Source organism: Fontimonas sp. FW305-C-3 (assembly GCF_058783185.1).
This window is the reverse complement of the sequence record NZ_JBYSYK010000003.1, coordinates 205,181-216,442: the sequence shown is the minus strand read 5'-3', so window position 1 is coordinate 216,442 and position 11,262 is coordinate 205,181. Positions and strand designations below refer to the sequence as shown.

13 protein-coding genes are annotated in these 11,262 nt (G+C 65.4%); 4 read left to right on the top strand and 9 right to left on the bottom strand.

Annotation, left to right across the window (positions count from 1 at the left end; all coding sequences use genetic code 11):
• Positions 1–106: 106 nt before the first annotated feature.
• Both AC3WUF_RS12460 and AC3WUF_RS12455 read left to right on the top strand, forming a co-directional pair.
• On the top strand, positions 107–853 hold the full coding sequence (locus tag AC3WUF_RS12460; RefSeq protein WP_492426008.1) for a GntR family transcriptional regulator: 747 nt from the start codon (positions 107–109) through the stop codon (positions 851–853).
• Positions 831–1,703: an SDR family NAD(P)-dependent oxidoreductase gene (locus AC3WUF_RS12455; RefSeq protein WP_492426006.1), complete on the top strand. Its 873-nt coding sequence runs from the start codon at positions 831–833 to the stop codon at positions 1,701–1,703. Before AC3WUF_RS12460 ends, AC3WUF_RS12455 begins: the two co-directional genes overlap by 23 nt.
• Positions 1,704–1,804: 101 nt before the next feature.
• Here the strand turns inward: AC3WUF_RS12455 and AC3WUF_RS12450 are convergent, their stop codons facing one another.
• Positions 1,805–2,740, bottom strand: a complete 936-nt coding sequence (locus tag AC3WUF_RS12450; protein ID WP_492426004.1) for a hydroxymethylglutaryl-CoA lyase — start codon at positions 2,738–2,740, stop codon at positions 1,805–1,807.
• Positions 2,741–2,805: 65 nt separating this feature from the next.
• Here AC3WUF_RS12450 and AC3WUF_RS12445 point away from each other — a divergent pair, with 65 nt between their 5' ends.
• The gene (locus AC3WUF_RS12445) at positions 2,806–3,990 is read left to right on the top strand and encodes a CaiB/BaiF CoA transferase family protein (RefSeq protein WP_492426002.1); all 1,185 of its coding nucleotides are present in this window, start codon (positions 2,806–2,808) and stop codon (positions 3,988–3,990) included.
• A gap of 78 nt (positions 3,991–4,068) precedes the next feature.
• Positions 4,069–4,575, top strand: a complete 507-nt coding sequence (locus AC3WUF_RS12440; RefSeq protein WP_492426000.1) for a DUF3617 domain-containing protein — start codon at positions 4,069–4,071, stop codon at positions 4,573–4,575.
• 33 nt (positions 4,576–4,608) lie between these two features.
• On the opposite strand, the gene AC3WUF_RS12435 is transcribed toward AC3WUF_RS12440, so the two are convergent.
• From AC3WUF_RS12435 to AC3WUF_RS12400, 8 genes are read right to left on the bottom strand one after another with little or no spacing between them, the layout of a single operon-like run.
• Complete coding sequence (locus AC3WUF_RS12435; RefSeq protein ID WP_492425998.1) at positions 4,609–5,454, bottom strand: hypothetical protein; 846 nt, start codon at positions 5,452–5,454, stop codon at positions 4,609–4,611.
• Positions 5,451–6,086: a 3-isopropylmalate dehydratase small subunit gene (gene leuD, locus AC3WUF_RS12430; RefSeq protein ID WP_492425996.1), complete on the bottom strand. Its 636-nt coding sequence runs from the start codon at positions 6,084–6,086 to the stop codon at positions 5,451–5,453. Before leuD ends, AC3WUF_RS12435 begins: the two co-directional genes overlap by 4 nt.
• A gap of 2 nt (positions 6,087–6,088) precedes the next feature.
• Entirely contained in the window at positions 6,089–7,495 is a 1,407-nt protein-coding gene (locus AC3WUF_RS12425) for a 3-isopropylmalate dehydratase large subunit (RefSeq protein WP_492425994.1), read from the bottom strand.
• Positions 7,492–8,406: a polysaccharide deacetylase family protein gene (locus AC3WUF_RS12420; protein WP_492425992.1), complete on the bottom strand. Its 915-nt coding sequence runs from the start codon at positions 8,404–8,406 to the stop codon at positions 7,492–7,494. Before AC3WUF_RS12420 ends, AC3WUF_RS12425 begins: the two co-directional genes overlap by 4 nt.
• Positions 8,403–9,314, bottom strand: coding sequence for a polysaccharide deacetylase family protein (locus AC3WUF_RS12415; RefSeq protein WP_492425990.1), 912 nt, complete (start codon positions 9,312–9,314; stop codon positions 8,403–8,405). The genes AC3WUF_RS12420 and AC3WUF_RS12415 overlap by 4 nt, the downstream gene beginning before the upstream one ends.
• The gene (locus AC3WUF_RS12410) at positions 9,307–9,978 is read right to left on the bottom strand and encodes an isochorismatase family protein (RefSeq protein ID WP_492425988.1); all 672 of its coding nucleotides are present in this window, start codon (positions 9,976–9,978) and stop codon (positions 9,307–9,309) included. The genes AC3WUF_RS12415 and AC3WUF_RS12410 overlap by 8 nt, the downstream gene beginning before the upstream one ends.
• 53 nt (positions 9,979–10,031) lie before the next feature.
• On the bottom strand, positions 10,032–10,514 hold the full coding sequence (locus AC3WUF_RS12405) for a hypothetical protein (protein WP_492425986.1): 483 nt from the start codon (positions 10,512–10,514) through the stop codon (positions 10,032–10,034).
• Entirely contained in the window at positions 10,511–11,185 is a 675-nt protein-coding gene (locus AC3WUF_RS12400) for a hypothetical protein (RefSeq protein WP_492425984.1), read from the bottom strand. The genes AC3WUF_RS12405 and AC3WUF_RS12400 overlap by 4 nt, the downstream gene beginning before the upstream one ends.
• Positions 11,186–11,262: the final 77 nt, after the last annotated feature.

Here is an 11,262-nt window from a genome sequence, read left to right as displayed (position 1 = left end):
GCATTCATTGGGCGGCAGCCTCTACGGTGCGGGGACTGTGCCCGCCGGCTCAGGGAGCGAAAAGCCTCACATGACCTCAATGACGGATTTGTTCAGCAGTCGGGAAATGCAGTCCTTGCAGGACGAGGCGCCGACGCCGCTGTATTTCCAGCTGTTCACGCTGCTGAAGAACCGCATCCTCAACGGCTCGATCTCGCATGGCGAGCAGATGCCGACGGAAGAGGAGCTGGCGAAAGGCTTCAACGTCTCGCGCATCACCGCCAAGCGCGCGCTCGACGATCTGGCCGCCGCCGAGCTGGTCGAACGCCGCCGCGGCAAGGGCACCTTCGTCACCTATACCGCGACCTTCGAGTCGGTGCATGCGCCGCTGGTCGGCGAACTCGAGAAGCTCAGCAACGTCGCCAAGCAGACCCACGTCAAGGTCATCGATGTCGGCAAGCAGCTGCCGCCGGGCGACGTCGCCGCCGAAATGGGCCTCGATCGCGGCGAGCTGGCCTGGCGTGCGACGCGCATCCGCTACACCAAGGACGACGTGCCCTACGGCCATCTGATCAGCTGGACGATCGGCGTCAGCAAGGGCTACACCAAGCGCGATCTCGAACGCCGCGTGCGGCTCGACATCCTGCGCGAGAACGGCATCGAGATCGCCAAGATCGAACAGATCATCAGTGCAGTGCCGGCGCGCGACTTCTTCGCCACGGCCTTGAACATGGACATCGGCGAGCCGACGCTGCTGATGGTGCGGCGCATCTTCGACAAGCAGAACCGCCTCGTCGATATCCTCTACTGCCATCACAATCCGCGCCGCTTCCATTTCCGTCTGGAGCTGGATGCCGAGGAGTATCACGGCTAACGGCGTCGCAGGCCCGGAAATCAAAATGCAGCAAACGACATTTGCAGAGCGCTATGGGCCCTGGGCGCTGGTTGCCGGAGCTTCCGAAGGCGTCGGCCGCGCGTTTGCCGAGACGCTTGCCAGCCGTGGCTTGAATGTCGTCCTGCTGGCAAGGCGCAGGGAAGCGCTGAGCGAAGTGTCCAGCGCCATCGCGCACCAGTACGGGGTGCAGACCCGTATCGTGACAATGGATCTGGCGAACACGGACGCGGCCGAGCGCATCGTTGCCGAGCTGCGTGACGTCGAGATCGGGTTCTTCGTCTACTGCGCGGGAGCCGATTCGAACTACAAGCCCTTCCTGTCGTCGCCGCTGGATGTGGCCGAAGCGATGGTGCATCGAAACTGCACGGTGCTCATGCAGCTCTGCCATCACCTCTGCGGGCCGATGGCGCGACGCGGTCGCGGCGCGGCGGTGATCTTCGGGTCGGGAGCCGGGTTTGCCGGCACCCGGAATATGGTCGCGTACTGCGCGACCAAGGCCTTCGACATGGTCTTTGCCGAAGCGCTGTGGTGCGAGCTCAAGCCCAAGGGGGTCGACGTCCTTGGCTTGATCCTCGGAGAGACCGACACACCGGCATTGCGGCGCCTGCGTCATGAGCGTGGCCTTGCCCGCAGTCCGGATGAGCCGGTCAAGGGTGCAGAGACCCCGCAGGCGGTGGTCGACGATGCCATCGCCCATCTGGAGAAAGGCCCGATTCGTCTGGCCAACAGGACGATGCGCCGCGGGCTGAGGTTGCTCTATCCGTTCTCGCGCAACTTTGTGGTCGGCCTCATGGCCAAGGCCAGCGAAAAGCTCATGGGCAAGGATTGAAGGCATAAGTCCGGCCGAAGACGCCACGAACCTGCTGCTGCGCTAGGCGACCGGTATCTGCGCGCGTTTCCGCGAAGGCTGCCGGCTGGTGCCAGCAGGGCCTAGCTTGCTGCGCGAAAGCCCTTCGGCAGTCCGGCCTCGGCCGTAAAGCCATACAACTCGACATCGGCCGGCAAGGCAGCTCGCACGAGCTTGCGAACATCGAGCAGCTTGTCGATGTCGATGCCGGTCCGCAGGCCCATCGCTTCGAGCATGAACACCAGATCCTCGGTGACGATGTTGCCCGACGCGCCCGGCGCGAACGGACAGCCGCCGATGCCGGCCAGCGAAGCGTCCACCGTCTTGATCCCCAGTTCGACCGCCGCGAGTGCGCAGGCCAGGCCCTGACCGCGCGTGTTGTGCAAATGAATGCCGGTCAGCCTGTCGCGACCGAACGCATCCCAGATGCCGCGCGTCAGCTCGCGCACGCTGCGTGGATCGGCATAGCCGGTCGTGTCGGACAGACCGACCTCGTCGCAGCCGGCAGCCAGCAGTTGCTCCGCGGCCTTCAGCACCTGAGCCTGGGTGATCCGGCCTTCCAGCGTGCAGCCGAAGGCGGTCGACAAGCCGCCTTCAAAATGCGGCCTTTGTTGCGGCGGCAGGGTCTTGATCAGCGCGGCGATGCGCGCGACTTCCTCGAACATCTGCGCGTGCGTGCGGCGCACGTTCTTCTGGCTGTGGGTTTCCGATACCGACAGCGGAATCGTGATCTTGTGCGCGCCGGCGGCAATCGCGGCTTCGGCGCCGCGCAGGTTCGGCACCAGCACGGCGACCTTGAGGCCGGGAATCGTCAGTGCGTACTCGACCAGTTCGGCGGTGTCGGCCAGCTGCGGCAGCACGCTGGCCGGAACGAAAGACCCGACCTCGATCTCGGGCACGCCGGCGGCCGCTTCGGCCGCGATCCAGGCCTTCTTCGCGGCGGTCGGCATGATCGGCTTGATGCTCTGCAGGCCGTCGCGCGGACCGACTTCGCTGATTTCGACATCCACGCTCGACATGCGGCTCTCTCAAATGACCTATTGATATATCATATACCCAAGACCTGTCCGCCTGCGGGAATGCCGTGACTTCTGCGCCTCAAGAACTGCCGCTTGCCGGTCTTCGCGTCATCGAGTTCAGCCACATGGTCATGGGGCCGGTCGTCGGCCTGATCCTCGCCGATCTCGGCGCCGAGGTGATCAAGATCGAACCGCCGGGCGGCGACAACACGCGGCGCCTTGGCGGCTCGGGCGCCGGCTACTTCCCGATGTACAACCGCAACAAGCGCAGCGTCTGCCTCGATACGAAGACCGAGGCAGGTCGCGAAGTCGCGCAGCGGCTGTGTGAGCGTGCCGACATCGTCATCGAGAACTTTCGCCCCGGCGCGCTCGACAAGCTTGGGCTCGGCTATGCGGCGCTGTCGGCGAACAATGCCGGGCTGATCTACTGCTCGCTGAAGGGTTTTCTCAATGGCCCTTACGCACATCGCACCGCGCTCGACGAAGTCACGCAGATGATGGGCGGCCTCGCTTACATGACCGGCCTGCCGGGCAAGCCGATGCGCGCGGGCGCCTCGGTCGTCGATGTCACCGGCGGCATGTTCGGCGTCATCGCGATCCTGTCTGCTCTGGAGCAGCGCCGCCGCAGCGGTCGCGGCCAGCATGTGCAGAGCTCGCTGTTCGAGACCACCGGTTTCCTGGTCGGACAGCACATGGCGCAGCACGCGGTCACCGGCAAACCGCTGCAGCCGATGAGCGTGCGCACCTCGGCCTGGGCGGTCTACGACATCTTCGACACGGCCGACGATCAGCAACTGTTTGTCGGCGTTGTCAGCGATACGCAGTGGCGGCTGCTTTGCGAAGCCTTCGGCTTTGCAGCATTCACCGCTGATCGCGGGCTCGACGGCAACAATGCGCGCGTCGCGCGTCGCGACGAGATACTGCCGGTGATCCGTGCCCGCTTTCGCGAGTTGAGCAAGCAGGCGTTGATGGACACGCTGGAACACACGGGCTTGCCATTCGCGCCGATCGCGCGGCCCGAAGACCTGTTCGACGACCCGCAGATGAACGCTGGCGGGCTGGTTGAGATCACGTTGGCCGATGGTCGGCGCGCGAAGCTGCCGGCGATGCCGCTGGCCTTCGGCGATCAGCGCCTCGGCCTGCGCCAGGATTTGCCGACGGTCGGCCAGGATGCCGACGATGTGCTCGCCGAATGCGGCTACGACGCCGCGGCGATTGCGCGTCTGCGTGAGGGTGGCGCGGTTTCCTGAGCAGATTGCCCGCTGCGTGTCGATGGGCTTAGCCTAAGCCGGCCTGTCCCTCCACCTGTGCCTTGCGGAGAATCCTTCATGAACCGACTTTCCATCGCAATCCTTCTGGCCTTCTCCGCAACGATTGCTCAGGCCCAGGACCTCAAGGAAGGTCAGTGGGAATACCAGACCACGATCAACGGCGCGGGCGGCGGTCCGCAGCTGACGCCGGAGCAGCGTGCGCAGATCGAGGCCGCGAAGGCGAAGATGCCGCCGGGCGTCAAGATGCCGGGCATCGAGTTCGGCGCCGGCGGCGGCATCACCAGCACGTTCAAGAAATGCGTGACCAAGGACGACCTCGTGCCGCCGCAGCGCGAGGAGCCGGGCGTCAAGTGCGACGTCACCAAGCAGGAGCGCAGCGGCAATCGCGTCGAGTTCGCCGCGCACTGCAAGGGCAAGGATACCGACATGACCAGCGAAGGCTGGGCCGAGTACAGCGGCAGCAGCATGAGGAGCGAAGTGAAGGCGCGCGGCACCACGCACGGTCATCCGGTGGACATGTCGATCAACACCAGTGGCAAGTACCTCGGCGCCTGCGGAAAGTAGCGGGTGGTAGCGCTCCGCTACTGCTGACGGTCTTCAGCGGTAACGGACTTCCATGACGTCGTGCGCGGCGTCGAGCTGCAGCACCACATCTGCTGCCTGCGGAACGACTGCCAGTGCATGCGCGGTCAGGCGCTGGTAGTGCTGCAGGAAACGATCCAGCTCGGCATCGCTGCGCAGCATGCTGATGCCGGAATGCTGCGCAGCGGTTTCGCGCTCCTGCTGCGCACGCCAGGTGCGTACCTGTTCCCAGCCGGGTACCGCGAGATGGATCAGGGCATCCAGCGCGGAAAACCACTGAGCGTAAGGGCCGGCCAGTTGCTGGTTGACATAACGGCGCCACGATCCGGACGCGTCGTATCGACGCTCCAGCTCGTTCACAGGCGGGCCAAGTGCTGGGTCGGATTGTGGCGGTGTGCCGACGCACCAGCCTTCGAACAGGATCAGGTCCGGCGCTTCAGCGATCACGCGATCATGCGCGGATTCGAGCGTGTCGTCCTTTGCCTTGGAAAATGACGGCAGCCTGCAGTGCCGACCCGGCCGCAGTGTGAGCAGCTGGTGCAGACACTCGATGCCGCGCTGCACGTCATGCGTGCCCGGCACGCCGCGGGTGATCAGCAGCGGGTGCACGGTATCGGCAAGCGCAGCGCGCGCGATGCGTCCGAGGTAGAAGTCGTCGAGGGAGACAGCCACGACGCGCAGACCGTGGACGGTTTTCAGCTCGTTGACCATGAAGCTCGCCAGCGCACTCTTGCCGGAGCCCTGTCCGCCGTTGATGCCGAGGACTTTGATTCCGCGATCTCGGTGTTGCGTCGCCAGCCAGTGAGCGAGCGTGCTGTAGGCCGACCGCGTGCCTGCGCCGAACGGGTCGGTGGCGGTCACGGCTGGCGCGGCTGTAGCCAGGCCCAGGGCCGTTGCGCGCGGTCGCGGGCGACGTGGGCGTCGATCCGCGCGCTGTCCTTCAGGGTCAGGCCGATCGCGTCCAGGCCTTCGAGCAGCATCATGCGGTCTGCCGTTTCGAGGCTGAGGCCGTAAACCATGCCGTCCGGCGCGATCAGCTGCCTGCTGCCGAGATCAATGTTGAGGCGCGCGTGCTGCGGATCTGCTGCGACTTGCGCCGCAATCGCCTTGATGACGGCATCGTCGAGTACCAGCGGCAGCACGCCATTGCGGATGCAGTTGCCGTGGAAGATCGTGCCGAAGCTCGGCGCAACGATGCAGCGGATACCGTACTCGGCAAGCGCCCACACCGCATGCTCGCGCGAAGAGCCGCAGCCGAAGTTGGCGCCGGACAGCAGGATGCTGGTGCCGGCGTACTCGGGCCGGTTCAGCACAAAGCTGGGATCCGGCTCGCGACTGTTCGCCTGCAGGTAGCGCCAGCCCGCGAACAGGCCGTCGGACAGGCCGCGCTTGGAGACTGACTTCATCTCACGCGAGGGAATGATCGCGTCGGTGTCGACGTTGATCCGCAGCAGCGGCGCGGCGATGCCGGTATGACGAGTGAAGGCTTGCATCGCTACGCCAGCTCCTTCGGTTCGCCAATGCGGCCGAGCACGGCGGATGCGGCGACAACGGCCGGGCTCGCCAGATGACTGCGCGTCTCCGGACCCTGACGCGACTCGAAGTTGCGGTTGGTCGTCGAGATCACACGGGCGCGTAAGCCCATCGATTCGCCGCCGGCGTAGAAGCACATCGAGCAGCCGGACTCGCGCCACTCGAAACCGGCGTCGACAAAAATCCGGTCGAGGCCTTCGGCTTCAGCGGCACGTTTGACGCTGCTCGATCCGGGTACGCAGATCGCCTTGACGCCAGCCGCGACCTTGCGGCCGCGCAGGATGTTGGCAGCGACGCGCAGGTCGGATAGGCGTGCGTTGGTGCAAGAGCCGATGAACGCTGAGTCGATCGCCAGCTCGCGCATGGCCTGGCCCGGCTGCAGGTCCATGTAGGCGAGGGCGCGGTGCATGGCGCTGCGCTGGTTTGCGTCCGCCACCGCGGCGGGGTCCGGCACCGCGCCGCTCACGGTGGTCGTGTGCTGCGGACTCGTGCCCCAGGTCACCGTTGCCGAAAGTGCAGCGCAGTCGATGCGCAGCTCGCGGTCGAAGCGGGCATCGGCGTCGCTGCTCAGCGTGCGCCAGTATGCGGTGGCACTGTCCCAATGCTCGCCCTGCGGCGCATACGGGCGGCCGCGGACGTAGTCCTCGGTCTTGCGGTCGGGTGCGACGAGGCCGGTGAATGCGGAGAACTCGACGGCCATGTTGCACAGCGTCAGCCGTGCTTCGATGTCGAGCGCCTCGATGACCGGCCCGGCGAATTCCATCGCATAGCCGCTGCCGCCGGCGGCGCCATGCAGACCGATCAGGTGCAGGATCAGGTCCTTCGCGCTGAGCCCCGGCGGCAAACTGCCGTCGAACCACACGCGCATGTTGCGCGGCTTGCTGACGCGCAGCGTTTGCGTTGCCAGCGCGTGCTCGGCTTCGCTGGAGCCAATGCCCCAGGCCAGCGCACCCAGACCGCCGAGCGTGCAGGTATGCGAATCCGGACAGACCATCGTGATGCCGGGCAGCGCGATGCCGAGTTCCGGGCTGACGACATGGGCGATGCCCTGCAGCGGATCGTCGAGATCGAACAGGCGGATGCCGGCGGCGCGCGTCGCGGCGCGTGTGCTGCGGATGAAGTCGCCGCCGCTGGGCATGCGTGTGTCGTCGTTGCGGCCTGCTGTCGTGTCGACGATGTGGTCCATCGTGCAGAACACCGCGTCGACGTTGCGCACGCCGCGGCCGGCTTCGGCGAGGCTTTCCAGTGCGACGGCGCCGGTGCGTTCGTGCAGGAAGATGCGATCGATCAGGATCAGCGTGCTGCCGTCCGCCAGCTGCGCAACCGTGTGCGCATCCCAGATCTTGTCGAAGAGCGTTGTTCCGCTCACTGCTGCGCCGTGAAGCTGTCGAGGATGCCAGCGGCCGGCGCGCTCCAGACCTGCGGCTGCGCCATGATGTATTCCAGCGCCTGCTCCAGATACTTGATGCGATGCGGCTGGCCGAGCACCCAGGGATGCAGGCTCAGCGCGAGGATACGGCCACCCTCGGTCTGCGCTTCGGCGAGCAGGGCGTCGCAGGCGTCGATCACCTGTTCGGCCCAGGACGCGGCCGGATGCAGGTTGTCCATCAGCACGAAACGGTCTTCGAGTTCGGTCGACAGCGGCATCGCCCACAGCGGGCCGTTCGCTGTGTTGAAGCGATAGGGCATGTCGTCGTTGACCCAGTCGCTGAAGTACTCGATGCCTTCGGCCTTGATCAGTTCCGGGGTCAGCGCGCTTTCGATCTTGCCGGGGCTGAGCCAGCCGCGGATGTTGCGACCGCTGAGTTCGCGCAGGCGACCGATCGAGCGCTTCACCAGCTCGGCCTCGGCGGACGGGTCGAGTCCGCCGGCATGCGCGGTGTCCATGCTCCAGGAGTGCGCGCTGATCTCGTCGCCGCGTTCGACGATCTCGCGCAGCAGGCGCGGATAGCGTTCGGCAAGGCGGGTGTTGAACGAGAACGTCGGCTTGACGCCGTAACGGTCGAAGGCCTGCAGCAGACGGAAGATGCCGACGCGATTGCCGTAGTCGCGCAGGCTGTAGTGGCGCAGGTCCGGATACGGCATCGTCATGTTGCCGGCGACCTTGAGCGGTTTGCCCTGCGGGTTCATCGGGAAGAACTGCATGCCGACGTTGACCCACAGTGCCAGCTTCTTGCCATCCGGCCATTGCACCGGATTGCGCTGGCCAAGCATCGACCATTCGTAGCGTTCGTGGTCCATGCCGTAACGGCGCAGCGGATAGTGCAGGGGATCGCTCATGCCGCCTGCTCCGCGATATCTGCCGTTGCCGCGGCGTAGTGATGCTGCAGATAGTGCTCGGCAATCTCGCGGCCGGTCGTGACCCAGACATCGGAATGGCCGGTGATGTATTCCAGCGCTTCCTCGAAGGCCTTCAGCCGATGCGGGCAGCTGACCTGGTAGTTGTGCGTCGGGATGCACATCACGGTGCCGGACCCGGCGCCCTCGGCGTAGAGCCGGTCGAAGCAGTCCTTGAGCATCTGGCCGTACAGGCGCGGCTCGACCTTGTTGACGACATAGGCGATCGTGTCGTTCATTTCTAGCGAGTATGGAATCGACACGAAGGGCTTGCCGCTGCGCACCTTCAGTGGCGTCGGCTGGTCGTCATGGAACAGGTCGCAGGTATAGAGGCCGCCGAGTTCGGCGAACAGGTCGATCGTGACTTCCGAATGCGACAGCGCCGGCGCCAGATAGCCGGCCGGCTTCTGGCCGGTATGGCGTTCGATGGTCTCGATCGAGTCGAGGATCATCGCGCGCTCCTGGTCTTCGCTCAGGCCGTAGGTGTAGCGCGTGTTGTAGATGCCGTGTGAGAAGAACTCCCAGTGGCGCTCGCGGCACATCGCGATGATCTCCGGATGGTGCTCGCACAGCGCGGTCGACAGCGAGATCGAGCCGCGGATGCCGTACTTGTCGAGCAACCGCATCTGGCGCAGGTGGCCGACGCGGTTGCCGTAGTCGCGGATGGTGTAACCGGGTACGGATGGGTAGGGCGTCGGCCAGGCGGCGCGATGCTTGTTGGCCGGCGGATCGAGCTCGTAGAACTCGATGTTCGGGGCGACCCAGAATGCGACGCGCGCACCGCCGGGCCAGGTGATCTTCGGCCGGTGCTTGTACGGCCAGTAGTCGTAGTAGCCACTGTCCTCACGCATGGCTTTGCTGTTCCAGCCAGGCCAGGGGTTCGCTGACATCGACGACGTCGGCGTACTTGAGCATCAGGTCGGTCAGGTTCGCAAAGTGATAGGACTCATGCTTGTCGGCGACGCACTGCTCGGGAACGATGGTGCGGTACCCGCGCGACAGCGAGTCGACCGCCGCGGCGCGGATGCAGCCGGAGGTCGAGCCGCCGGTGATGATCACGGTATCGACCTGATGCCAGACCAGCAGCGACTGCAGCGGCGTCTCGAAGAACGGCGAGGGCATGCGCTTGCAGTAGACGACATCGCGCGAGCGGTCGATCTCGCAGCGGTCGTCGAACTCGGCGCGGCGCGAACCGAACTTGATGTTCTGCAGCGAGTCCGGCGTGTCGGTGCGCGTGCCCCAGACGCCAGCGTCCTCGGCGGAGTCCATGTACGCGACGTGGGTCCAGACCACCGGCCAGCTCAGCTTGCGGAAACCGGCGGCGAGTCGATTGACGTACTCGATCTGACGCGGATCGGTCTCGTAGGCGGTCTTGAATTCATCGACCTTGGTATAGGCCTTTTGAAAATCGATATTGACCAACGCCGCCTTGCGGCCGTAGCCGAAGCGCGCACGGTTGGGGTTGGCTTTGACGTCCTGCCAGATCTGGCGTGCGGTCTTGTCGGAGAGTTCCATGAGTGCTCTGCAGCGCTTTGTGGGGAGATGCTAGTGAACGGGGCGATCGATTGTCACTGCGCGGGTGGCTGCAGTTCCTGCTTGAGCGCGGCGGCGGTGCCGACATGGCGCAGTGCCTTGATGCGGCCCTGTTCGAGCTCGATCAGCGTGACCTGGTCGGCGACGAAGGGAATCGACGCCTTCGCCGCACCGTCGTTGTCGAGCCAGGTCGCGTAGCTGCGGTCCTTGAGGCTGGAGCGGATCAGGTATTTGACGAAGCCGGGTGCCGCACTGATGTCGGCGACGACGACCGCGTGCTGGGCGTCGAGCGCGGCCTGGCCGCCGTCGAGCAATGCTTCCTTGAGCAAGGCATCCGCCGCGCGATCCGCACTCGCATAGACGCGCATCACGCTGTCGCCGACGCTGCGCGGCTTGCCGTCGCTGCCGACCAGGGCCAAGGCCGGCAACGGATCGCCGATGCCAGCGGGCAGTACCAGCGTCGGCATGGCCAGCAGGGCCAGCATCAGCATCGCGATTCTGACAAAGGATGAATTCATGCTCGGTCCTCACGCATGCGACGCGCCAGCCCGATGCAGCCGATCGCCAGCATCGTCTGTGCTGATAGGTTGACGCCTTCCTGGATCCACGCGCTCGCTTCGCCGGGCGGCAGGCGCGCGAGTCCGCTGAGCGTCAGCGTGGCGGCGAAGTTGTAGATGAAACAGGCCGACACGCCCCAGTGCAGGCCGGCGCGCCGCGATGCGACGACGGCGTTGACGATCAGTGCCGCGTTGGCGACGGTCGTGATTGCCAGCAGCCAGAAGAACCACAGGCGTGAAGCCGGCATCAGCGTCGCCGCGAGCAGCGCGCCACCGGCCGGCAGCGCGAGCCACAGCAGCAGCCGCGGCAATGAAGCGGGTGCGCTGCCGGGAACCAGCCAGGCGCGGCGCGCGTGAAACAGGCTGAACGCCATCGCGACGAAGCCGGGCGCGAGGCAGATGAACAGCATGTTTTCGAGCCACTGCAGATCCTGCTGCTGCAGTGCCATGTTCAGTTTCCAGCTCGCCTTGCAGAAGCCGCCGAGCGGAATGATCAATGCCGCGGCCCAGCTGACCGCCGCGAGTGCGGGCAGGCGCACCGCAATGGCGCGCGCCAGCGGAATCATGCCCGCTGCCAGTGCAAACACCGGCAGAAAATCGAAAATCGCGACGCTGATCGAGTAGCTTTCCAAGGTTCAGATCCGCTGTTGTCTAAATGACATATTATTAGTACATTATATCAAGACATCTGTAGGCGAGGTGTCCTGGA